Origin of the sequence: Pseudomonas sp. NPDC087346, assembly GCF_044744235.1 — a bacterium.
Classification (GTDB): Bacteria; Pseudomonadota; Gammaproteobacteria; order Pseudomonadales; family Pseudomonadaceae; genus Aquipseudomonas.
In genome coordinates this window covers 22,700-45,296 of sequence record NZ_JBIUXX010000033.1, presented here as the reverse complement: position 1 = coordinate 45,296, position 22,597 = coordinate 22,700, and the positions used below count along the sequence as shown (strand labels likewise).

The 22,597-nt window shown below is 60.1% G+C and carries 17 protein-coding genes and 1 pseudogene; 13 read left to right on the top strand and 5 right to left on the bottom strand.

Annotated features, from left to right (window positions below; translation table 11 throughout):
* Positions 1–285 precede the first annotated feature (285 nt).
* The 4 genes from ACIOZM_RS19490 to ACIOZM_RS19475 all read left to right on the top strand — a co-directional run bounded on the left by ACIOZM_RS19490 (position 286) and on the right by ACIOZM_RS19475 (position 4,546).
* The gene (locus ACIOZM_RS19490; RefSeq protein ID WP_166220365.1) at positions 286–1,635 is read left to right on the top strand and encodes a GntP family permease; all 1,350 of its coding nucleotides are present in this window, start codon (positions 286–288) and stop codon (positions 1,633–1,635) included.
* Positions 1,636–1,650: 15 nt separating this feature from the next.
* Positions 1,651–2,511 carry a MurR/RpiR family transcriptional regulator gene (locus tag ACIOZM_RS19485; RefSeq protein WP_401216424.1) on the top strand — a complete coding sequence of 287 codons (861 nt, stop codon included), beginning with the start codon at positions 1,651–1,653 and terminating at the stop codon, positions 2,509–2,511.
* A 1-nt stretch (position 2,512) separates the two neighbouring features.
* Positions 2,513–3,970, top strand: coding sequence for an amidohydrolase family protein (locus ACIOZM_RS19480; RefSeq protein ID WP_401216423.1), 1,458 nt, complete (start codon positions 2,513–2,515; stop codon positions 3,968–3,970).
* A gap of 207 nt (positions 3,971–4,177) precedes the next feature.
* Complete coding sequence (locus tag ACIOZM_RS19475; RefSeq protein WP_401216422.1) at positions 4,178–4,546, top strand: glyoxalase superfamily protein; 369 nt, start codon at positions 4,178–4,180, stop codon at positions 4,544–4,546.
* Between the two features lie 196 nt (positions 4,547–4,742).
* On the opposite strand, the gene ACIOZM_RS19470 is transcribed toward ACIOZM_RS19475, so the two are convergent.
* Positions 4,743–5,759 (bottom strand): AraC family transcriptional regulator ligand-binding domain-containing protein, encoded by a 1,017-nt coding sequence (locus tag ACIOZM_RS19470; protein WP_401216421.1) that lies wholly within the window; start codon positions 5,757–5,759, stop codon positions 4,743–4,745.
* 211 nt (positions 5,760–5,970) lie between these two features.
* On the opposite strand from ACIOZM_RS19470, the gene ACIOZM_RS19465 reads away from it, so the two are divergent.
* The 6 genes from ACIOZM_RS19465 (at position 5,971) to ACIOZM_RS19440 (ending at position 15,785) form a co-directional block, all read left to right on the top strand.
* Positions 5,971–7,566, top strand: coding sequence for an FAD-binding oxidoreductase (locus ACIOZM_RS19465; protein WP_401216420.1), 1,596 nt, complete (start codon positions 5,971–5,973; stop codon positions 7,564–7,566).
* A 5-nt stretch (positions 7,567–7,571) separates the two neighbouring features.
* Positions 7,572–9,164, top strand: a complete 1,593-nt coding sequence (locus tag ACIOZM_RS19460; RefSeq protein ID WP_401216419.1) for a glycerol-3-phosphate dehydrogenase/oxidase — start codon at positions 7,572–7,574, stop codon at positions 9,162–9,164.
* A gap of 20 nt (positions 9,165–9,184) precedes the next feature.
* Entirely contained in the window at positions 9,185–10,753 is a 1,569-nt protein-coding gene (locus tag ACIOZM_RS19455) for an FGGY-family carbohydrate kinase (protein WP_401216418.1), read from the top strand.
* Positions 10,754–10,983: 230 nt separating this feature from the next.
* Entirely contained in the window at positions 10,984–12,273 is a 1,290-nt protein-coding gene (locus tag ACIOZM_RS19450; protein WP_401216417.1) for a phospholipase, read from the top strand.
* A 48-nt stretch (positions 12,274–12,321) separates the two neighbouring features.
* Positions 12,322–14,280, top strand: coding sequence for a DUF1302 domain-containing protein (locus ACIOZM_RS19445; RefSeq protein WP_401216416.1), 1,959 nt, complete (start codon positions 12,322–12,324; stop codon positions 14,278–14,280).
* A 131-nt stretch (positions 14,281–14,411) separates the two neighbouring features.
* Complete coding sequence (locus ACIOZM_RS19440; RefSeq protein WP_401216415.1) at positions 14,412–15,785, top strand: DUF1329 domain-containing protein; 1,374 nt, start codon at positions 14,412–14,414, stop codon at positions 15,783–15,785.
* A 181-nt stretch (positions 15,786–15,966) separates the two neighbouring features.
* Here the strand turns inward: ACIOZM_RS19440 and ACIOZM_RS19435 are convergent, their stop codons facing one another.
* Both ACIOZM_RS19435 and ACIOZM_RS19430 read right to left on the bottom strand, forming a co-directional pair.
* The gene (locus ACIOZM_RS19435; protein WP_401216439.1) at positions 15,967–16,671 is read right to left on the bottom strand and encodes a methyl-accepting chemotaxis protein; all 705 of its coding nucleotides are present in this window, start codon (positions 16,669–16,671) and stop codon (positions 15,967–15,969) included.
* 201 nt (positions 16,672–16,872) lie between these two features.
* Positions 16,873–17,751: pseudogene (locus ACIOZM_RS19430) on the bottom strand (methyl-accepting chemotaxis protein); the annotation flags it as partial.
* 387 nt (positions 17,752–18,138) lie between these two features.
* Here ACIOZM_RS19430 and ACIOZM_RS19425 point away from each other — a divergent pair.
* Entirely contained in the window at positions 18,139–18,810 is a 672-nt protein-coding gene (locus ACIOZM_RS19425; RefSeq protein ID WP_401216414.1) for a histidine phosphatase family protein, read from the top strand.
* The gene (locus ACIOZM_RS19420) at positions 18,807–19,628 is read left to right on the top strand and encodes a phosphatase PAP2 family protein (protein ID WP_401216413.1); all 822 of its coding nucleotides are present in this window, start codon (positions 18,807–18,809) and stop codon (positions 19,626–19,628) included. Before ACIOZM_RS19425 ends, ACIOZM_RS19420 begins: the two co-directional genes overlap by 4 nt.
* A gap of 117 nt (positions 19,629–19,745) precedes the next feature.
* Here ACIOZM_RS19420 and ACIOZM_RS19415 read toward each other — a convergent pair whose 3' ends face one another.
* Both ACIOZM_RS19415 and rimJ read right to left on the bottom strand, forming a co-directional pair.
* Positions 19,746–21,185: an ArnT family glycosyltransferase gene (locus tag ACIOZM_RS19415; RefSeq protein WP_401216412.1), complete on the bottom strand. Its 1,440-nt coding sequence runs from the start codon at positions 21,183–21,185 to the stop codon at positions 19,746–19,748.
* An 87-nt stretch (positions 21,186–21,272) separates the two neighbouring features.
* Positions 21,273–21,842, bottom strand: coding sequence for a ribosomal protein S5-alanine N-acetyltransferase (rimJ, locus tag ACIOZM_RS19410; protein ID WP_401216411.1), 570 nt, complete (start codon positions 21,840–21,842; stop codon positions 21,273–21,275).
* 169 nt (positions 21,843–22,011) lie between these two features.
* Here rimJ and ACIOZM_RS19405 point away from each other — a divergent pair, with 169 nt between their 5' ends.
* Positions 22,012–22,590, top strand: a complete 579-nt coding sequence (locus tag ACIOZM_RS19405) for a GNAT family N-acetyltransferase (protein WP_401216410.1) — start codon at positions 22,012–22,014, stop codon at positions 22,588–22,590.
* Positions 22,591–22,597 lie beyond the last annotated feature (7 nt).

Here is a 22,597-nt window from a genome sequence, read left to right as displayed (position 1 = left end):
AACCTGTGGGAGCTGGCTTGCCAGCGATAGCGGTCGAACAGTCAGCATCATTGTTGAATGTGCAGCCGTCATCGCTGGCAAGCCAGCTCCCACAGGTTTTTGTATTTGACAGATGCACATGAAAATCCGGCCCATCAATTTTCATTAGTCGCGACAAGACATATCTATCCGCGACAAACCTTGTCTCTCCACGAAAATTACTTTCATGGCGTTTGAAAACTCGATCTCGAAATGATTTATGAGTTTCACAACCCATTCGAACGTGACCCTTTCGAGGAGTACCGCATGACACCGTCCTTCGGCTATTGGCTGCTGGTTTATGCCGCCGTGGCTATCATCGCGTTGATCGTGCTGATCGCGCGTTACCGACTTAATCCGTTCATTGTCATCACCCTGATTTCCATCGGTCTGGCGCTGGTTGCCGGGATGCCGCCGTCAGGTGTGGTTGGTGCTTATGAGGCGGGGGTCGGCAAGACGCTGGGGCATATTGCGCTGGTGGTGGCGTTGGGGACGATGCTCGGCAAGATGATGGCCGAGTCCGGTGGCGCCGAGCAGATGGCGCGCACCTTGATCGATAAATTCGGCGAGAAGAATGCGCACTGGGCGATGGTCTGTATCGCGTTTCTGGTCGGATTGCCGCTGTTCTTCGAAGTCGGTTTTGTGTTGCTGGTACCGATTGCCTTTACCGTGGCGCGGCGCGTCGGTGTGTCGATTTTGATGGTCGGTCTGCCGATGGTCGCCGGCCTTTCGGTGGTGCATGCGCTGGTACCGCCGCATCCGGCCGCGATGCTCGCGGTGCAGGCCTATCAGGCATCGGTCGGGCAGACCCTGCTGTATGCGATTGCGATTGGTATTCCGACGGCGATTATCGCTGGCCCGCTGTACGCCAAGTTCATCGTGCCGCGCATTCAATTGCCAGCGGATAACCCGCTGGAAAAGCAATTTCTCGACCGCGAACCACGGGACAAGCTGCCAGGTTTCGGCATCACCATGGCGACCATTCTGTTGCCGGTGGTGTTGATGCTGATCGGTGGTTGGGCCAACCTGATTTCGACACCGGGCAGCGGTTTCAATCAATTCCTGCTGTTCATCGGCAACTCGGTGATCGCGCTGTTGCTGGCGACTTTGCTGAGCTTCTGGACGCTGGGTATCGCCCAGGGATTCAACCGGGAATCGATCCTCAAATTCACCAATGAATGCCTGGCGCCGACCGCGAGTATCACGTTGTTGGTCGGCGCTGGCGGTGGTTTGAACCGGATTCTGGTCGACGCTGGCGTCACCGATCAGATCGTCGGCCTCGCCCACGAATTTCATTTGTCACCGCTGATCATGGGCTGGTTGTTCGCCGCGTTGATGCGCATCGCCACCGGTTCGGCCACCGTGGCGATGACGACGGCTTCGGGCGTTGTCGCGCCGGTGGCCATTGGTCTGGGTTATCCACACCCGGAACTGTTGGTGCTGGCGACCGGCGCGGGCTCGGTTATCTTTTCCCACGTTAACGACGGCGGCTTCTGGTTGATCAAGGAATACTTCAACATGACGGTCGCGCAGACGTTCAAGACCTGGACCGTGCTGGAGACGTTGATCTCGCTGGTCGCTTTCGGTCTGACCGTCGGACTTTCTTACCTGCTGTAACCGGAGCCATCCGCCATGGACATCCTTTATCAGATCCGCGCCCGTCAGGATTCCTTCAGCGCCGGCGAAGGGCGCATCGCCCGGCTGATGCTCGACGACGTTGGATTTGCCGCCTCCGCCAGCCTCGAAGACCTCGCGCAACGCGCCGAAGTCAGCACCGCCACGCTGTCGCGGTTTGCCCGCACGGTTGGCTGCCGCGACCTGCGTGACCTGCGCTTGCAACTGGCCCAGGCCAGCGGCGTCGGCAGCCGTTTTCTCGACCCGGCGGGCACCCCGGAACAGTCGGCGTTTTACGGGCAGATCGTTGGCGATATCGAGACCACGTTGCGTCAGCATCTGGCCGGATTCGACGAGTCACGCTTCGCCGATGCAGTGAAATTGCTCGGCCAGGCGCGGATGATTCATGCGTTCGGCATGGGCGGTTGCTCGACCCTGTGCAGCGATGAATTGCAGGTGCGCCTGGTGCGCCTCGGCTATCCGATTGCGGTGTGTCATGACGCGGTGATGATGCGCGTCACCGCCGCCAGCCTGAACGCCGAGCAAGTGGTCATTGTCTGCTCGCTGACCGGCATTACCCCGGAACTGCTGGAGACCGTCGAGCTGGCGCGCAACTACGGTGCGCGCATCCTCGCCATCACTCTCGCTGATTCATCGCTGGCCGAACTCGCCGACATCGTCCTGCCGCTGCAAAGTGCGGAGACTTCGTTCATCTACAAGCCGACGGCGGCGCGCTACGGCATGCTGCTGGCCATCGACGTGCTCGCGACCGAACTGGCGCTGGCCAATCCTGAAGACAACCAGGAGCGGCTTCGAAGGATTAAACTCGCTCTCGACGAATACCGTGGCGGCGACGATCACCTGCCGCTGGGAGACTGACATGTTGTACGACACTCTGATTCGCAACGCCCTCGTTATCAACGGCAGTAACAGCCCCGGTTACACCGCTGACGTGGCGATCCGCGATGGCCGCATCGAGCGCATCGGCGACCTGCACGATGCCCGCGCCAGCGAAGAAATTGACGCCGCTGGCAGGGTGCTGGCGCCGGGTTTCATCGACGTGCACACCCACGACGACACGGTGGTGATCCGCCAGCCCGAGATGCTGCCCAAACTCAGTCAGGGCGTTACCACGGTGATTGTCGGCAACTGTGGGATCAGTGCGTCTCCGGTGAGTTTGAAAGGCAATCCACCGGACCCGATGAACCTGCTCGGCACGGCGGCCGCGTTCGTCTATCCACGCTTCAGCGACTACCGCGCAGCAGTCGAAGCGGCCAATACCGCGTTGAACGTCGCGGCGCTGGTCGGTCACACGGCGCTGCGCAGCAATCACCTCGACGATTTGTTCCGCACCGCAGCGCCTGACGAAATCGCTGCCATGCGCGAGCAGTTGCGTGAAAGTCTTGAGGCGGGTGCATTGGGTTTATCCACAGGGCTGGCCTACGCCAGTGCGCTCAGTGCATCGACCGATGAAGTGATGCAATTGACCGAAGAACTTTCGGCCTTCGGCGCGGTGTATGCCACGCATTTGCGCAGTGAATTCGAACCGGTGCTGGAGGCGATGGACGAGGCTTTCCAGATTGGCCGACATGCTAAATCCCCGGTGATCATTTCCCACCTCAAATGTGCCGGTGCGGGCAACTGGGGGCGCAGTCCGCAATTGCTCGCGTCACTGGAAGAAGCGGCGAAAACTCATCCGGTGGGTTGCGACTGCTATCCGTATGCGGCCAGCTCTTCGACGCTGGATTTGAAGCAGGTTACCGACGCGCATCGCATCACCATTACCTGGTCGACCCCGCACCCGGAAATGGGTGGGCGTGACCTGATCGACATCGCCGCCGAATGGCATCTACCGCTGCTCGATGCGGCGAAAAAACTGCAACCGGCGGGCGCGGTGTATTACGGCATGGACGAGAGCGATGTCAGACGCATCCTCGCGCATCCGTTGTCGATGGTCGGGTCTGACGGGCTGCCGGAAGATCCGTTCCCGCATCCGCGTCTGTGGGGCGCGTTCCCACGAGTGCTGGGGCATTTCAGTCGTGACGTCGGGTTGTTTCCGTTGCACACCGCCGTGCACAAGATGACCGGTCTGTCGGCGGCGCGATTCGGGCTGAAGGAGCGGGGCGAGATTCGTGAAGGTCATTGGGCGGATCTGGTGTTGTTCGATCCGCTGACCGTGCGTGATGTCGCGGATTTCAACGATCCGCAGCGGGCGGCGCAGGGGATTGACGGGGTGTGGATCAATGGCGTGTTGAGCTATCGCGACGGGCAAGCGAATGGACAGCGGGCAGGACGGTTTCTGGCGCGGCAAGGCGATTTGCGCGACGGCTTTTGCTGAGTGTGTAACGGCAGGATCAAAAGATCGCTGCCTCGTTTCACTCGTGAGCTCCTACATGGGTGTGTACCTGTAGGAGCTGCCGAAGGCTGCGATCTTTTGATCTTTCGTGGATAGTGGCATTGTGAGATTAAAGAATCCTGCCAACAAGCCGAATTGCTGACATCAAGCCCAGCTACACTCTTGGGCCAATCAGTCAGGGAGCACCCCATGAGCTTCGGTAAAACCACCCCGATCCTGCGGATTTTCGATGAGGCCAAAGCTGTAGAGTTCTACGTCGATTTTCTGGGCTTCAAAATCGACTGGCAGCACCGCTTCGAGGCGAATTTCCCGCTGTACCTGCAAGTGTCGCGGGGCGAGTGCGTGCTGCATCTGTCCGAACATCATGGCGATGCCACACCGGGCTCGGCACTGCGCATCGAGACCGATGAGCTGGAGGCGTTTCAGCAGCAGTTGGTTGCCAAGGATTACAAGTTCTCGCATCCGGGCATTCAAGCGATGCCGTGGGGAAGTCAGGACATGACCATTGCCGACCCGTTTGGTAATCGGTTGGTGTTTACCAACGCGATCAGCCTCTGATCCGTAAGAAAGTATTCGGTGCAGCTACTGACGCCTTCGCTGGCAAGCCAGCTCCCACAGGGTTCTGTGTAAATCACAAATTTTGTGTACGACTCGGATCATGTGGGAGCTCCCACAGGGTTCTGTGTAAATCACAAGTTTTGTGTACGACTCGGATCATGTGGGAGCTGGCTTGCCAGCGAAGAGGCCCGTGCAGTCAACCTCTATGAGTCTGCCGAAACTCCCCCGGCGGCATCCCGCGCCGGCTCTTGAACGTGCGATGAAACGACCGCGGCTCGGTAAACCCCAGATACTGCGCAATGACCTGAATCGGCAAGTTGCTGTTGAGCAAATAATGCTCGGCCAACTCCTGGCGCAAATCATCAAGAATCTGCTGATACGACGTCCCCGCCTGATGCAACTGCCGTTGCAGCGTGCGCACCGACACCGCCAGATGCTCGGCCACCTGCTCCTTGCGCGGCAGCCCTTCCTTGAGCAACTGACGCAAAATGCTTTTCACCCGCTGCTCCAGCGACGCATCTTCCAGCGTGGCCATCAAACCCTGCGCGTGCTCCTCCAGCGTGCGCAGCAAGTGCGCATCGGCCTGACGCAACGGCAACTGCAAATACGGCAGCGGCACAATCAACGCTGAATAAGGCTGATCGAACAGCACCGGGCAGGCGAAGAACTGCTCGTATTGATCCTGCGTGGTGTCCGCCGGTTGTGCATGTTCGAGCCAGACGGCGGCGGGCGAAAGCTGCGTATCGGCGATCCAGCGTGCATATTGCACCCAGGAACCGAGCACGTTTTCCACCAGATGCCGACGAATACGTGGGCGCTGATAACGGCAGGTCCAGATCAGGTGCAGGTCGCTGCCCGTTACCTCGGTGCGGCTGACGCCCATGTCGCCCACCAGTTTTTCGAACGGCATGATGCGGCTCATGGCATCGCCCAGGGTCGCGCAATTCATGGTGATGTAACCCAGCACGCTCCAGGAATTGGGCAGGACGAAATTCGCGGCGTTCAGACCGAACAGCGGATCGCCCGAGTGTTCGCAGAAATAATCGAGCAAACGTTCATGGACTTCGCCCGGCAGGCGCAGGTTGTTGTCGCTCAACTGCTGCGCCTGCAACCCGGCCGCCGCCAGCGCAGGCTCGATGGCCATGCCCAGTTGCTCGGCATGACGCACGTACTTGAGCAGTGGCGGAACTGAAGTGAAGCCGAGCGATTGCATGATCGTAATCCCTTGATCAAGGCCTGCATGAGCGGATGAATGCCCTGAAAGGTAATTTGAAACCACGACTAAAGTAAATGGCTGACGCTTGCACGACGTTTGACTCAATTGGCTACTCGATCTGGCCGGATGCGACCGTGACACTTTGCGGCGGCTGACTAGTATGGGGGCCTGAAATATCACTGATCAGACTGCAGAAAAGGAAACACGCATGCGACGCTGGAACGGCTGGGGAGATGCAAGCACGGTGGTCGAACTGCCGGCGCAGGGCGCGCAGTTTCTCAATGAGCGACTCGGCGCTGGCAGAGCGTTGCCCGACGCCACGCTGGAAGCCGCGTTGGCCCAGGTTCCGGCGTCGCGGTTGCAGGCGCACACCTTGTACAGCGTCGATGCCCATGACCGGTTGCTGCATGCGCGAGGCCAGAGCTTGCCGGACTGGCTGGCGTTGCGTGAAGGCTCGCTGGGTAACTATCCCGATGCCGTGGCATTTCCCGAGACTGCCGAGCAGATACGCCAATTGCTGGCGCTCGCTCAGGAGCAGGACTTGTGCCTGATTCCTTATGGCGGCGGAACATCGGTGGCGGGGCATATCAACCCGCCGAGTTCTGCGCGGCCGGTAGTCACGGTTTCTCTGGCGCGAATGAACCGCCTGATCGATCTCGACGAGCAGAGCCTGCTGGCCACCTTCGGCCCCGGTGCCAGCGGGCCGCAGGTGGAAAGTCAGTTACGTGCTCGCGGTTATACGCTGGGGCATTTCCCGCAGTCGTGGGAGCTGTCGACGCTGGGCGGTTGGGTCGCCAGTCGCTCCAGTGGCCAGCAGTCGCTGCGCTATGGACGTATCGAGCAATTGTTCGCCGGCGGGACGCTGGAAACTTTTGCCGGGCCGATGGAAATCGCCACTTTCCCGGCCTCGGCTGCCGGCCCCGATCTGCGCGAAGTGGTGCTCGGTTGCGAGGGCCGCTTCGGGATCATTTCCGAGGTCAAGGTGCGGGTCAGCGCATTGCCTGCCGATGAGCGTTTCTACGGCGTTTTCCTGCCGAACTGGACCAAGGCGTTGCAAGCCATTCGCCAATTGGCCCAGGCGCGGGTGCCGCTGTCGATGCTGCGTCTGTCCAACGCGGTGGAAACCGAAACCCAACTGGCGCTGGCCGGGCATCCGCAACAAATCGCCTGGCTGGAAAAGTACCTGAACCTGCGCGGGGCAGGCGAGGGCAAATGCCTGCTGACCTTCGGCGTGACCGGTAATCGTCGGCAAAACGCGCTGTCGCTGAGTCAGGCCCGACAGCATCTGAAAGCATTCGGCGGCGTGTTCACCGGCACCTTGCTCGGCAAGAAGTGGGCGCAGAACCGCTTCCGTTTTCCCTACCTGCGCGAGAACCTGTGGAACGCCGGTTACGTGGTCGACACCCTCGAAACCGCCACCGACTGGAGCAACGTCGACAACCTGCTCAGCCTCATCGAAAACAGCCTGCGCGATGCCTTGGCGGCGGAGGGCGAACGAGTGCATGTGTTCACGCATCTGTCCCATGTCTACGGCGAAGGCTCAAGCATCTACACCACTTACGTGTTTCGCCCGGCAGCCGATTATCCCGCCACACTGGCACGCTGGAAGGCGTTGAAACACGCGGCCAGTCAGACCATCGTCGACAACCACGGCACCATCAGCCACCAGCATGGCGTCGGCAAGGATCACGCGCCGTACCTGCTGCGTGAGAAAGGAGCGCTGGCGCTGGGCACTTTGCAGGCGCTGAGCCGGCACTTCGATCCGGCCGGGCGTTTGAACCCCGGCACATTGTTGCCGGAGTGACGGCCATGAGCCTCGACTGGAACGCCGCGTGGCGTCAGAAAACGCTGCCAACGCTGGCGGATGAAACCTGGGATCTGATCGTCATCGGTGGCGGCATCAGCGGTGCCGGAATTCTGCGTGAAGCAGCGCGCCGGGGCTGGCGCTGTCTGTTGCTGGAACAACGGGATTTCGCCTGGGGCACTTCAAGTCGATCTTCGAAAATGGTCCATGGCGGTTTGCGTTACATCGCCAAGGGCCAGTGGCGGCTGACCCGTGATTCGGTGCGCGAACGTCAGCGTCTGCTCGACGAGGCGCCGGGGCTGGTCGAGCCGATGAGTTTCATGATGCCGCACTACCGTGGCGGCTTTCCCGGGCCGCGAGTGCTCGGCGGTTTGTTGTCGGTGTATGACGCGTTGGCCGGGCGGCGTAGCCATCGTTTTCATGACGCACAGCAACTGCGTTATCTGGCGCCGGGGGTGAAGGAAAACGACTTGCTCGGTGGCACCTGTTTTGTCGATGCGCTGACCGATGATGCGCGTTTGGTGATGCGCGTGTTGAGCGAGGCTCGGGCCGATGGCGCGGTGGTGCTCAACGGTGTGCGCGTCGAGCATTTGCTGCGTGAAGAGGGGTGCGTCTGCGGCGTACAGATCGAAGACTGCGAGGCCGGTGTCTCCCTGCAATTGCGTTGCAGTGTGCTGGCCGTGGCGACCGGTGCGTGGGCTGAACGCCTGCGGCCGTCCGAAGCTCCACGCCAATTACGTCCATTGCGTGGTAGTCATTTATTGCTGCCGGGCTGGCGTTTGCCGGTGGCGCAGGCCTTCACTTTTCTGCACGAGCGCGACCATCGACCGGTGTTCGTTTTTCCTTGGGAAGGTGCGACGGTGGTCGGTACCACTGACCTCGATCATCACGGCGATCTGGATCAGAGTGCGAGCATCAGCGCAGATGAACTCGACTATCTGTTGGCGGCCTGCACTCAACAATTCCCCGGCGCCGAAGTGACCGCGAGCGACGTGCTCTCGACCTGGTCCGGCGTACGTCCGGTGGTCGGTAGCTCGGGCGAACATCAAGGCAAACCGTCGAATGAAACCCGCGAGCATGTGCTGTGGCAGGAGCCCGGTTGCGTGACGTTGGCCGGCGGCAAACTCACCACGTTTCGCCCGCAAGCCATCGAAGTGCTCAAGGCCTGCGCGAGCATGATCGGCCGGCCCTTCGTCGATGACGCCGCGCCCGTGTTTGCCGTGGTGCCGCCGCTGGCGATCCCTGGACTCAGCACCGGCCAGTGGCGACGTCTGGCCGGAAGGCATGGCCGCGACCTGCCGAAACTGGCGCAGCTGCTCGCCGGGGTGGGTCACGAAACGGTCGGCAGCACCGACACGTTGTGGGCGGAACTGGCCTTCGCCTGTGAGGCGGAAATGGTCCTGCATCTGGATGATTTGCTGTTGCGCCGTACCCGGCTCGGTCTGTTATTGCCCCGTGGCGGCGAGGACTCTTTCGCCGCCATTCGCCAGCTCTGTCAGCCACGTCTCGGCTGGAGCGATGAGTTCTGGCAGCAAGAGCTGCAACGTTATCAGGCCCTGTGGCAACGCCATCATGGTTTGCCGGATGTCACGCCTTGACGCCCCTTGAAGAGAGCTCCATGGATAACCACCCGAACAAGCGTTACCTGTTGGCGATCGACAATGGCACCCAGAGCGTGCGCGCATTGCTTTTCGATTTGCAGGGCAATCTGCTGGGCAAAGGCAAGGTCGAGTTGCAGGCGTATTACTCGACCCAACCCGGCTGGGCCGAGCAGGACCCGGAATATTACTGGGCGAAACTCGGTGAGGCTTGTCAGCAGGTGTGGGAGCAAACCGGGATTGATCGTTCGCAGATTGCCGGGGTGTCGCTGACAACTCAGCGCGGCACGGTGATCAACGTCGATGCCGAAGGCAAGCCGCTGCGCCCGGCGATTCTGTGGCTCGATCAGCGGCAGAGTGAAGTCGAGGGCGGCATCAAGGGGCCGTGGGGCTGGTTGTTCAAACTGGTGGGCGCGCAAGCCACTGTGGATTATTTTCGCGCTCAAGCGGAGGCCAACTGGATCGCTCGCCATCAGCCGCAAGTGTGGGCGGCGACCGACAAGTTTCTGCTGCTCTCGGGGTTTCTCACCCATCGTTTGTGCGGGCGTTTTGTCGATTCCGTGGGCTGTTGCGTCGGTTACTTGCCATTCGACTTCAAACGCCTGAAATGGGCCGCGCCGAGTGACTGGAAATGGCAGGCGCTGGCGGTACGTCCCGAGCAATTGCCGAGCCTGCACAAACCCGGGGAAACTCTCGGCTACATCACCGCCCAAGCCAGCCGTCACACCGGGATTCCCGAAGGACTGCCGCTGATTGCTGCGGGTGCCGACAAAGCTTGTGAAGTGATCGGTTCCGGCGTGGTCGATGCGAGCACGGTGTGTCTGTCGTACGGCACCACGGCGACGATCACCAGCACCCGCTCGCGCTATCGGGAAATCGTCCCGTTGATTCCGCCGTACCCGTCGGCAGTGCCGGATCAGTACAACTGCGAGGTGATGATTTATCGCGGCTACTGGATGGTCAGCTGGTTCAAGAACGAGTTCGGTTTGCGCGAGATACAGCAGGCAAAAGAGCAGGGCATCGAGCCCGAACAACTCTTCGATGAATTGGTCAACGCTGTGCCGCCGGGCTCGATGGGGCTGACTTTGCAACCGTATTGGTCGCCGGGGATTCGCGAGCCGGGCGTGGAAGCCAAAGGCGCGATGATCGGCTTCGGCGATGTGCACACCCGCGCGCATATTTACCGGGCGATTCTGGAAGGGCTGGCGTATGCCTTGCGCCAGGGTATGGAGAAAATCGAGCAGCGCTCGAAGGTCTCGATCAAGCGCCTGCGAGTCGCTGGCGGTGGCTCGCAGAGTGATGCGGCGATGCAGCTGACGGCGGATATTTTCGGTCTGCCGGCCGAGCGTCCGCATGTGTATGAAGCGTCCGGTCTGGGCGCGGCGATTTGCTGTGCGGTGGGGCTGGGGCTGCACGCGGATTTTCCCACCGCGATTGCGGCGATGACGCGGGTGGGGGCGGTGTTCATGCCGCAACCCGAGGCGCAGCAGGTCTATCAGCGCCTGTACAAAGAGGTCTATCTACGCATGTACCGGCAGCTCAAACCGTTGTACCAAAGCATCCGCAAAATCACCGGCTATCCCGCCTGAAAAAATCACCACAAATCCCCTGTAGGAGCTGCCGAAGGCTGCGATCTTTTGATCTTGTTTTTTTAAATCAAAGTCAAAAGATCGCAGCCTTCGGCAGCTCCTACAGGGATCGCATGGTTCATGCGATGTGGCGCTATCGGAGAACTTTTCTGGTGAGATTGGACAGTGTCAGCACCGGGGACGGTTGTTAGGCTCAACCCCCACAGCACATCCAATAAGAACTAAAAACAATGAAGCTGACATTTCTCCTGTTGCTGCTTTGTGCGACGACCTCGACTGCCTGGGGCTGGTCAAACCATACGGTCGGCAGCTACCTGGCGTTGCAGGATCTGCCAGCGTTGCGCGATGCGCCGCAGGTCGAAGTCGAGCCGCTGGAACAATTTCTTTCCGAGCAATATTCAGCCGTCGCCGCGCTGCTTGAAGAGCAGGAACGCTTCGCCCGCGAGCACTTCGTTCAATACCCGCAGCGTCCCGACAATCTGCGTCTGCCAGACGTACCGGGGGACAATCTGCGCCACGACTTTCTCACTGCGTTGCGGATCAATCCGCAGATCCATCTGGCGATGGTCATTCAGCCGATGCCTGGCAAAGACGTGCCGGAACGAGAGCATCTCAAGGCCGAGCAGGTGATGGTCGAGCAAACCCTCTCACCATGGAATCGTCAGCGTTTCATTCGTCTCGACGACCACGAAAAAGTCACTGCGCTGGCAGTGTTGGCCACCGCTGCCGACGAGCCGGATTACGGTCATGACATCAACCTGTTCAGCGACAACCCCGGCGCAGTTGGCGCTCTGTATGGCTTCGGCCCGCAGCCGTTCGGCGATGCGCGGTTTCAGTACAGCTCGCAGGCGCCGTTTCACATGGGCTTCTTCCATGAAAGCCCGGTGGTGTATGCGGCTGCCGGATTTCTCGAGCGCAGTTGGCCGGACTGGCGCGCCTATCAGTACATGGGGCTGGCGCGACTGGCGTTCGCCACGGGTCATCGTTACTGGGGTTATCGCTTTCTTGGCTGGGGTCTGCATCACGTACAGGACCTGACTCAGCCGTATCACGCCAAGCCATTGCCCGGTGTCGAACTGGCCAGCCTGCTGTTGCTGGAAGGCAAGGCGCTGGCCGGTTTCGATGCTGACAAAAAGGCCTCCATCGAGCGGGTCGCCACCCGGCACATGGAGGTCGAGAAGTATCAGTCCACCTGGCTGCGCCGTGTGCTGCGTGCCGGTCAGGCACATCCGATGCTCGACGCCTACACCGATTCAGCCCAGGACCAAGCTTATCCGCCGTACTCCGTGGATTACCTGCGCGAAGTGGTGAGCGCCGAGTCCGTCGAAGACTCCGGCGCGTTCGATGAAGCCATCGGTCAGTGGCTGGAAACCGCACCGGTCACCAGTGATTTCAGTAGTGGCAATCAGCTGCAACGCGAAGATTTCAACCATCCGGCACTCAACGAGCAACTGTTCAAATTGCTCGGCCATTTCGGCGCGCACAGCCGGATTTATGTCAGCACGGGATTGGCCCCATAGCCATCGCAGCAACACCAAAAACAATAAGAACAGGGAAGGAGAACACAGATGATCAACACCCGATTTCGCCTGACCGGCGCGGCGCTCCCCGGCGTCGGCCTGGCAGGGCTGCTGCAACTGTGCTCGATCGATGGTGCGCATGCCGTGGAGTTCAGCGTGCTGGACAAACAGGTCACCGGTTCGATCGACACGACCCTGTCCTACGGGCGTTTATGGCGGGTGCAGGGCCGGGACAAGAACAACGATGACGTCAACACCAACGACGGTAATCGCAACTTCGACACCGGGCTGGTTTCCGAGGTGTACAAGATCACCTCGGAGCTTGAGGCCAACTATCAGAACTACGGATTGTTCGTGCGCGGCACGGCGTTTTACGACACGCAGTTGATGGACAAACGCAACGATTACTACCGCAACAACAGTCCGTCGCAACCGAGCCAGAGCTACCCGAACGACGACCGTTTCACCAGTCAGACTCGCGATATCGCCGGCAGCCGGATCGAGATGCTCGACGCCTACGTCCACGGCAGTTGGGACGTTGCGCAGATGCCGGTCACTGCGCGTGTCGGGCGTCAGGTGTTCAACTGGGGCGAGGGGATTTTCTATCGTGGCGGGATCAACACCACCAACCCGGTGGACGCGGCCAAGTACCGCTTGCCCGGTGCCGAGGTCAAGGAAGTGCTGGTGCCGGTGGAGGCGCTGAGCTTCAACGTCGGCCTGACCGACAGCCTGACCATGGAAAGTTTTTATCAGACCAACTGGAAAGAAACCCGCATCGATCCGGTCGGTACGTTCTATTCGCAGACAGACCTGTTCGCCGACGGCGGCAACACCGGTTACAACAATTTCAGCGGCACCGCCCTCGACACGCCAGTGCCGGGTTTTGGCAACGTCATCGGTCTGTACAGCGCACTGGGTAATAACCCGACGCTCGGTCCGGCGCTGAAAAGCACTGGCCTGTACGCCAACGGCGTGACACCGGCCTACGGCAACACCCTCAAGGTCGCGTCCATCGGCAAGGATTACAACGCGCGCAACGACGGCCAGTTCGGCTTCGCTTTTCGCTACATCGCCGAACAACTCAACAGCACCGAGTTCGGCTTGTACATGGTCAATTACCACGCCAAGGAACCGACCATCGCCGCCGATCTTGGCGGTTACAAGGGCATCGACATGAACGCCCTGACCAACATGCTTACCCCGGTCGCCGGTAGTCAGGCCGGGGCACTCGCTAACGGTCTGGCCACCGCCGATGTCATGGGCAATATCCAGGCGCATCGACGCTACGCCGAAGACATCCGCATGTACGGTTTCAGCTTCAACACCACGCTGGGCGAGGCCTCTGTGTTCGGCGAGATCGCCTATCGGCCGAACCTGCCCATCGGCGTTGCGGCCACCAACGACTTGATCGGTGACCTGGCCAACGGTGCCGCTGCGGCGGTGACCGGCAAGGCGATCAACGTCGGCGGGCAGATGGTCACGCTGAACAGCGAGATCAATAACGCCGAGCGCGTCGAAGCCTTCAACACCTCGCTGGGGAGCATCTACAACTTCGGCCCGACTCTGTCGTTCGACTCGATGTTCGGCGTGTTCGAACTGGCCTCCGAGCATTTGCGCGGCAGCAGTCTGCAATACACCGCTTACGACGGCAGCAAACGTTACTACGCCGGCACCGGTAACTATTCGTATGTGTCCGGCGGCGATCGCGACGATCAGGTCAACCGTGATTCTTACAGCTACACGGTGATGTTCAACGGCACCTGGAACGATGTGTACGCCGGGGTCAACGTCTCGCCCTACGTCGTCTACAAGGATGACTTCAAGGGCAACAGCTATCAGGCAGGCAATACGATCGAGGGCCGCAAGGCTTACACGCTGGGGATCAAGGCCAACTACCAGAACAAGCTCGAAGCCGAGCTGCAATACACCGAGTTCTATGGCGGCGGACAGGACAACGGCCTGCGTGACCGCGACAACGTTGGCTTCAACCTCAAGTATTTCTTGTGAGTTCCAATCATCCCCCCTGTGGGAGCGGGCTTGCCCGCGATGACGGCAGCACTTTCGACATCCATGTTGGTTGATCCACCGCTATCGCTGGCAAGCCAGCTCCCACAGGGTCCTGTATTTTGGAGAAGAACATGTTTCACATTTCAAGACTGACCAAGACTTCGTTGGCGCTGGTTCTTGGCTTGGCTGCAGGCAGCGCACTTGCCGCGATCAGCCCTCAGCAAGCCGAGCAACTGAAAACCACCCTGACGCCATTCGGCGCCGAGAGGGCCGGCAACGCCGCCGGGACGATTCCCGCCTGGGCGGGCGGCATCACCCAGGCACCGGCCGGCTACAAACCGGGTCAGCATCACCCCGATCCCTACGCGGCAGACAAGCCGCTGTTCACCATCACCAAAGTCAACCTTGACCAGTACAAGGCCCACCTCAGTCCGGGCCAGATCGCGCTGTTCAACAGTTACCCTGACACTTTCCAGATGCCGATCTACACCACTCGCCGTTCAGGCTCGGCGCCGCAGTGGCTGTATGACAACACCTTCAAGAACGCGACCTCGGCCAAGCTGCTGGAGGGTGGTAGCGGTTTCTCCGATGCCTACGGCGGCGTGCCGTTTCCGGTGCCCAAGGACGGGATCGAAGTGCTGTGGAATCACATCACCCGCTATCGAGGCATCTACGTGGTCCGCCGTGCCTCCGAAGCGCCGGTACAGCGCAACGGCAGCTTCGCGCTGGTGACTTCGCAGCAGGAAGCACTCTTCAATTACTACCGTCCGGGCGGGCAGTTTGCCGATCTGAAAAACATCCTGTTTTATTACCTCGCATTCGTGAAGAGCCCGGCGCGGTTGGCCGGTGGTGCGGCGTTGATTCACGAGACGCTGGATCAGCTCAAGGATGCGCGTCAGGCCTGGGTCTACGACGCCGGCCAACGCCGCGTTCGTCGTGCGCCGAACCTTGCCTATGACACGCCGATTGCCTCATCAGATGGTCTGCGCACAGCCGACGACACCGACCTGTTCAACGGCTCGCCGGACCGCTACGACTGGAAGCTCAAGGGCAAGCAAGAGGTCTACATTCCGTACAACAGCTACAAAGTCGGCAGCCCCGACGTGAAGTACGCGCAATTGCTCACACCGGGCCACCTCAACCCGCAATACACCCGTTATGAGCTGCACCGAGTCTGGGTGGTCGAAGGCACGCTGAAACCGGGCGCTCGGCATATCTATTCGAAACGCGTGCTGTTTCTCGACGAGGACAGCTGGGGTGCCGCACTGGTCGATCAATACGACGGGCGAGGGGAGTTGTGGCGGGTGTCGATGGCCTACCTGAAAAACTTCTACGACCTGCCGACCACCTGGAGCGCGCTGGACGTCTTCCACGACTTGCAGGCCCGCCGTTACTACGTGCAGAACCTCGACAACGAAGAGTCGGAAACCGTCGACTTCGCCCAGGCAGTGCCGGAAGACGCGTATTTCATGCCGTCAGCCTTGCGCCAACGCGGAACCCGCTGAGAGGCGAATCACGATCTCTGTTGGAATTCAGTGGATATCGAGGTGACTGACCTTACGCAATCGCGAGCAGGCTCACTCCTACAAGGGCAGCGGGTTGAACACATATTCTGTGAACAACCAAAAACACTGTAGGAGTGAGCCTGCTCGCGATCTGTTTTGTCGCTTCAGCGCTGAGCGAAAGTCAGACGCGGAAGTGGCTGACCAGCGTCTGCAACTGGCCGCCCAAACGTGCCAGTTCAATGCTGGACTTGGCGGTTTCGTCGCTGGCGGCGGCGGTCTGTTCCGAGACGTCGCGTACGTTGATGATGCTGCGGCTGATCTCTTCGGCCACGGCGCTTTGCTGTTCGGCGGCAGCGGCGATCTGCTGGTTCATCGACTGAATGTTCGACACCGTGCGGGTGATGTTTTCCAGAGACGAACCGGCCTTGCGGGTCAGCGCTACGCTGCTGTCGGTCAGGGCGCGGCTGTTGTTCATTACCGCCGAAACCTGTTGAGTGCCGTTCTGCAGACCGGCGACCAGACCTTCGATTTCCTCGGTGGATTTCTGCGTGCGCTGAGCCAGGCCGCGCACTTCGTCGGCAACCACGGCGAAACCACGACCGGCTTCACCGGCACGCGCCGCTTCAATCGCCGCGTTGAGTGCCAGCAGGTTGGTCTGTTCGGCGACGGCTTTGATCACGTCCATCACGCTGCCGATCTTGTCGCTTTCCTGTTGCAGCACGCTCATGGCTTCGGTGGAACGCGCCACTTCGCTGGCCAGACGCTCGATCTGCGCGATGGCTTCGTTGACCACTTTGTCGCCTTCGCGGGCCTGGCCGTCAGCGGCGGCTGCGGCTTGCGAGGCTTCTTCGGCGTTGCGCGCGACTTCCTGCACGGTGGCAGTCATTTCGTGCATCGCAGTGGCAACCTGATCGGTTTCGATTTTCTGGCTGTTGACGCCGGCACTGGTCTGCTCGGTAACGGCTGACAGCTCTTCGGCGGCGCTGGCGATCTGTGTGACGCCGTCGCGGATGCCGCTGATCAGGTCGCGCAGGGTCACGCCCATACGTGCGATGCCTTGTTGCAGCACGCCGATTTCGTCGCGGCGGGTGACTTTGACATCTTGCGTCAGGTCGCCGCTGGCGATGCGCTCGACCACGGCCAGGGTTTCTTGCAACGGGCGGGTGATCTGACGGGTGATGATCACCGCAGCAATCACGCCGACCAGCAGTGCCAGCAGGGTGCTGATCAACTGGAAGGTCCGCGCCTGAGCGCTTTCGATGTCACGGCGGTCGAGTTGAATCTGGTACAGCTGCTCGCTCAGGGCCACGATGGTGGTGCCCTGATCGGTCATTTCCTTACGCGCCTGCACGGCGTCAGTGTTGGCGTTTTTATAGGCCATCAACGCGCTGCGATAGTTGACCAGTGCGGTCTCCAGTTGACGCAGGGTGTCTTGCTGGCTGTCGGCAAAGTGCACGCTGAGTTGCTTGAGGCTGGCGATGGCCACGTCGAGTTGGCCGACGGCTTTCTGCTCGGTCTCGGCGTTGGTGGTGGCGGTGTAGCCGCGCACTTCGTAGCGCGCCAGGATGAACGCTTCCTTGGCGGTGGTGATCGCCTGGAACTGTTCGAAACGCTGTTCGCTCATGGCCATCTGCTGGACGCGGTTGCTGATCGACTCGATCAGGTTGTAGGCGCTCTCGGCGTTGACGCTCATGGTGTCGCGGGCGCTGTTACCGGTGCGGTAGGCATTGCGCATTTTGTTCAGGGACGTCTGGTACTCGGCGATGGTCGCCGCCTGCTCCTTGAGCAGTTTGACGTTTTCCGGGCTCTTGAATTTGCTGATCAGCGCTTGTTGCTGGGCGGCGAAACCTTCAAGGGTGGTCTGCACATTCTGCGCGGCGGTTTCGTCGCCGTTGGTCAGCATGTATTGCAGGCGCACCACGCGCAGTTTGGTCAGGCCGGAGTTGAGCTGGGTGATATCGCTCATCCAGTTGCTGCGGTCAATCAGGCCGCCGAGGCTGGTCCAGCCAGTCAGGGCGAGGACGCAGGTCAGTGCCAGAACCAGGCCGAAGCCCAGGCCCAGTTTGAGGTTCACGCTGATGTTGCCGAACCAGCTATTCATAACAATTCCTCCAGAAACGTTGGTTTCTTGATCGTCAGTTAGGCTGGAAGATTGTTGTTTTTTTGAGCCAGCAAGGGTGTTAGCAGGTCTGTATCGGCCGCAAACGCGAGAGCTGAAAGGATTTTGTCCTGTGGAATTTGTAACAAGGAAATCCCAAGGTTTTTTTCACAAGAGTTTCACTGGCTGCCCACGGGCAGATCTTTACCCTCGCCGCATCGTGATAAGTGACGCATGCCGGTGAGGTGCCTTTTTGTGGAATTGAGACTGAGTCTGTTCGGCGTAAAACGCTCGATTGATCTGAGCGGGCTGGCGCGCTTTCGCAATACCTGGGTGGTATTGGCGGCGTCGGTGCTGGTCATTCCGTTGACCCTGTGGCTGCTCGCGCCCTCCGCAGTGCCTGATCTGGCCCACGGTAATGCGTCCGGGGCCAAGGCCTTGGCGACGGGGTGGGCCAAGGGCGAGATGATCGTTCTTGTGCGCCACGTCGAGCGTTGCGATCACTCGAAGGCGCCGTGCCTGAGCGGCGACGACGGCATTACCGACCGTTCGCGCAGAGTTGCAGTCAGCGTCGGCGCGCAGTTTGAACACCTGGGCCTGGACAAGGCCGACATCTACAACAGCCCGGTACTGCGCACCGTGCAGACCGCCGGCTACATGTTCAACAAGGCTGCCACCGGCGAAGACTGGTTGATCAATTGCAAGGGCCGCATGTTGCAGGATGCTCTCGCGCACAAAGTGCCCGGGCGTAACCTGATTCTGGTGACCCACAGCGAATGCATGGCGCAACTGGAGAAAGACCTCAAGGTGCCGGCGTCGAACCTCGGCTACGGCGCGTCACTGTTCGTTTCCGCTGCCAGCCCGGCGGCCCCACAGATGCTCGGCTTCATTGAAGCTTCCGACTGGCGCACGGTGACCACCCGATGACTTCACGTTTTTATGCAATCAACTTCGGCATCCCGCTGGTTTGCGCGGCGCTGGTGTTCTGCCTGTTCGACATGACCAACATCGATGTCGCCTTCAGCAACCTGTTGTTCGATCCGCTGACCCACAGCTTTCCGCTCGACAAGATTCACTTCTTCGAGAAACTTACCCACAAGTGGGCGCGGATCATTCCGAACTGGACAGCGGAAATTGCGCTGATCGGGGCGATGCTGTCGGTGGTCTGGCCGCTGGTCAATCCACAGAAACGTCCGCGTCTGGCAGGCTTTCTGGAACGTAGCAAAGTCGCGCCGTTACTGCGATTTACCGCCGATCATCGTCGGGACTTTCTGTTTGTGGTGGTTGCCTTCGCGGTTTGTACCGGGGTGATTCATTTTCTCAAGTCGCACACCAGCGTTTACTGCCCGATCGAAACCACGCTTTACGGCGGCCAGATGGCCCACATCGAGTGGTACAGCAACTTCCAGTTGTTCCATGAAGCCGGTGCTGGCCGTTGCTGGCCGGGTGGGCATGCGTCGGGCGGCTTTACCATGATGGCGCTGTACTTTGTCGCACGCCGTTATCAATGGCGTTTCTCCAGCGCCTTGTTGTGGGGCTCGTTGTTGCTCGGTTTCGTTTATGGCACCACGCGGGTTCTGCAAGGCTGGCATTACATGTCGCACACGTTCTGGGCCGGGGTGTTTGTCTGGCTCGCGTGTTTGCTGACGGCGCTGGCGTTTTATGGGCGGGCGCGGCTGGATAAGCCGGTGCTGCAAAAATCGCAGAAGGCTGAGTACGCCGCAGAACCACAGACTTCAATCTGATTGTGGTGAGGGGATTTATCCCCGATGGCTGCGTAGCGGCCCAAAAGAGGGGCTGCTGCGCAGCCCATCGGGGATAAATCCCCTCGCCACGAAAGACGTGTTGCTCCGATGGTGGTTTCAGTAGCTGACGAAGTAGTACGCCTGGCGCCCGACCATCAGCGACTTGAGCACCTTGAACGGCGCGACAGGGTCGCTGTCTCCGGCCATTACCGCCACATGGGAAGTGGAGGCCGCAAGAAAGTCCTTAAGTTGCGCATCGGTATCCAGTCCGTTAAGCACACTCTGCGTATAAAACACGCTGGCGCCGCCCAACCGTTCGTTGGCCTGAAACAGCGCAACCTGATGACCGCTGGCTTGCAGGGTCTGGATGTGTTCGGTCAGTGGCAGGAAGGACAGTTCTTTGTCGGCGCGCGGCAACGCCCATTGCGCGGCAGCCAGATAGCTGCCGATGACCAGCGTCAGTACGCCGATGGTCAGGGGCTGACGGTGGCGGGCAATCCGGCCAACCAGGCGTTGCGTGCTTTCACGCTGTTTCAATCTCTCCCACAACACGCCCGCGTACTCAGCCGCGATCACCGCAGCGGCCGGGGTCATCGACATCAGGTACACCGTGCGCTTGCTCGACGCCAGGGTCAGCATGATGAATTGCGCAACGATCCACAGGCTGAAAAACAGCAGATAACGGTTGGCTTTCAACTCCTTTCGGAAGTGCCACAACCCCAGGTACACCAGAATATTCCACGGCAGGAACGCTTCCGGTAATTTGGCGAGGTAGTAATAGAACGGTTCGTAGTGACCGGCCTCGACGAACGAGCCACTGAAGCGCCCGACGCTGTTGGTCAGCAGCACTTCGCCAACGGCTTGCGCGCCGCCTCGCTGATAGAGCACCGCCAGCCAGATCAGCAGCGGTATCAGGCCGGCCAGCGTCAGCAGTCCCGGGCGCAGCCAGTCGCCGATTTTCAGGCGCTTGTCCATCAGGTTGTCCGCCAGCAAGTAGGCAAAAATCACCACCCCCGGCATCGCCAGACCGAGCACGCCCTTGCTCAACGTGGCAATCGCAATGCCGGCGACAAACAGCAACGAATTCCCCATCGTCGACGAGCGTTGCGCCTGAAAGAACGCCAACAGTGCCATGGTCACACCGAGCGCCAGCAGCGCATCCTCTCCGACCCCGCGCACGTTGCTCCAGTAACTGGCCATGGTCGCCAGCAGAATGCCCGCCGTCCACGCGATCATTTTCGGCCGCTCGAAGCGGCGCAGCATGCCGTACAGCAACATCACGCTGAGCAACCCGGCCACCGCCGACGCCAGCCGCACCGCCCACGGCGAAACACCGAACACGCGCATGGCGCCGGCGTCCAGCCACAGGCTCAGGGGTGGTTTTTCCAGGAACGGGGCGCCGAACAGACGCGGTGTCACCCAGTCATCGTCCAGATGCATTTCCATTGCGATCCCGGCGACCCGGGCTTCAGTGGAGCCTTGCAGTTGATGGTTACCCAGTGCGAAAAAAAACAGCAGGGCGGCAAGCAAGAATAGTGAAGTGGCGGCACGAGGCATGAGTTTCAGGCAACCGGATAGGGTGAGAATCAGGAGAATACTTCGCCATTGCTTAACAAATTGTGAAACTCATCCAAGTCGTCGCGACTAGCGCTGATCCGGCGCTTCGAATTGCTGATTGACCCGTGAGGTCAGCACATGATCCTGCCAGCGTCCGGCAATGTTCAGATACGCCTTGGCGTAGCCTTCCTGCTCAAAGCCCAGACGCTCCAATAGCCGGGCGCTGCGCTCGTTGCCGGGAATGTAGTTGGCCATGATCCGGTGCAGGTTCTGGCTGTCGAACATATAGCTGATCGCCGTTTCCAGCGCCTCTTGCATCAAACCCTGACCCTGATGGTCTGCATCGATGTGATAACCCAGATAACACGCCTGAAACGCCCCGCGAATGATCCCGCTGAAATTACAGGCGCCAATCATCTGCTCACCATCGTGCGTCAGTAGCGCGAAATGCACCGCGAGCCCGACTTCGAAAGCGCTGGCCTGCACTTCGAGGCGTCGGCTGATTTGCTCGGTGGAGAAATAATCGGTGGTGCGGATCGGCGACCACGGCGCGAGATGACGCTGGTTGCGCTGGTAAAAAGCGCTTTCCAGGTGCGCCTGTTCCGGGGCAAGTACCGCGAGGGTCAGGCGTTGGCAGCGCAGGGAAAGCAGCGGCATCGGGTGCTCCAGTGAGTGAGGCCAAAGGGCAGAATTGCCCGATGCGGCAGAAAATACAAACGGGTTGTGAATGAGCAGCCCTATAAATCTGGCGGCCAGTTGCACATGCAAGAATGGGGTATGCCTTTTTACATAAAAGAGGTTTCGAGCAATTTTCAGGGAGCGTGCAATGGAATTCGCGTTTACGGTCGGCCCGGAGTCGCTGACGTTGAGGTCCCCGGACCCGGCGTTGTGCGAGGCGTTCCAGCGAGCGCTGAATGTCAGTTATCCGCAGCATTCGGAGTTTTTGCACTGGGCCCGACCACACACCACCGAGGAGCAGGCGCTTGAATCCTTGCTGCGTGCTCGTGATCAGTTCTGCGATGAAACCGGTGAGCGCCGATGGTTCATCGTCAGTGCTGACGGGCAATCCATCATTGGCTGTATCGGCTTGAAACCGCGTCAACATGGCCGTTTTGTTGTTGGTTACTGGGTCAACACTGAACATTCGGGCAAAGGCTATATGTGCGCTGCTCTTGCGTTGTTGGTGAGGTATTGGCCTGACTCGACGTTTTACCTGACCACTTCGTCGGCCAATCTACGCAGCCAGCGCCTGGCCGAAGCGGCGGGCTTTGCCTTGATCAGGGTTCACCCTCGGGCTCGACAATCGCAATGCCATGGTGTGCAAGACACATACGTGTATCGCTTCGCCGCCAAACGCCAGGCAAAAAAAAGCCCGCAGGAGAGCGGGCGAACCGTAGTTTCTTGAATGAGCG

Excerpts from the sequence above, each read along its gene's own strand:
- ACIOZM_RS19475 (WP_401216422.1), top strand. The coding sequence starts at position 4,178 with ATGAGCTTCGGTAAAACCACCCCGATCCTGCGGATTTTCGATGAGGCC.
- ACIOZM_RS19445 (WP_401216416.1), top strand. The coding sequence starts at position 12,322 with ATGATCAACACCCGATTTCGCCTGACCGGCGCGGCGCTCCCCGGCGTC.
- ACIOZM_RS19405 (WP_401216410.1), top strand. The coding sequence starts at position 22,012 with ATGGAATTCGCGTTTACGGTCGGCCCGGAGTCGCTGACGTTGAGGTCC.
- ACIOZM_RS19435 (WP_401216439.1), bottom strand. The coding sequence starts at position 16,671 with ATGACTGCCACCGTGCAGGAAGTCGCGCGCAACGCCGAAGAAGCCTCG.
- ACIOZM_RS19440 (WP_401216415.1), top strand. The coding sequence starts at position 14,412 with ATGTTTCACATTTCAAGACTGACCAAGACTTCGTTGGCGCTGGTTCTT.
- ACIOZM_RS19415 (WP_401216412.1), bottom strand. The coding sequence starts at position 21,185 with ATGCCTCGTGCCGCCACTTCACTATTCTTGCTTGCCGCCCTGCTGTTT.
- ACIOZM_RS19480 (WP_401216423.1), top strand. The coding sequence starts at position 2,513 with ATGTTGTACGACACTCTGATTCGCAACGCCCTCGTTATCAACGGCAGT.
- ACIOZM_RS19470 (WP_401216421.1), bottom strand. The coding sequence starts at position 5,759 with ATGCAATCGCTCGGCTTCACTTCAGTTCCGCCACTGCTCAAGTACGTG.
- ACIOZM_RS19455 (WP_401216418.1), top strand. The coding sequence starts at position 9,185 with ATGGATAACCACCCGAACAAGCGTTACCTGTTGGCGATCGACAATGGC.
- ACIOZM_RS19420 (WP_401216413.1), top strand. The coding sequence starts at position 18,807 with ATGACTTCACGTTTTTATGCAATCAACTTCGGCATCCCGCTGGTTTGC.
- ACIOZM_RS19465 (WP_401216420.1), top strand. The coding sequence starts at position 5,971 with ATGCGACGCTGGAACGGCTGGGGAGATGCAAGCACGGTGGTCGAACTG.
- rimJ (WP_401216411.1), bottom strand. The coding sequence starts at position 21,842 with ATGCCGCTGCTTTCCCTGCGCTGCCAACGCCTGACCCTCGCGGTACTT.
- ACIOZM_RS19485 (WP_401216424.1), top strand. The coding sequence starts at position 1,651 with ATGGACATCCTTTATCAGATCCGCGCCCGTCAGGATTCCTTCAGCGCC.
- ACIOZM_RS19490 (WP_166220365.1), top strand. The coding sequence starts at position 286 with ATGACACCGTCCTTCGGCTATTGGCTGCTGGTTTATGCCGCCGTGGCT.
- ACIOZM_RS19460 (WP_401216419.1), top strand. The coding sequence starts at position 7,572 with ATGAGCCTCGACTGGAACGCCGCGTGGCGTCAGAAAACGCTGCCAACG.
- ACIOZM_RS19450 (WP_401216417.1), top strand. The coding sequence starts at position 10,984 with ATGAAGCTGACATTTCTCCTGTTGCTGCTTTGTGCGACGACCTCGACT.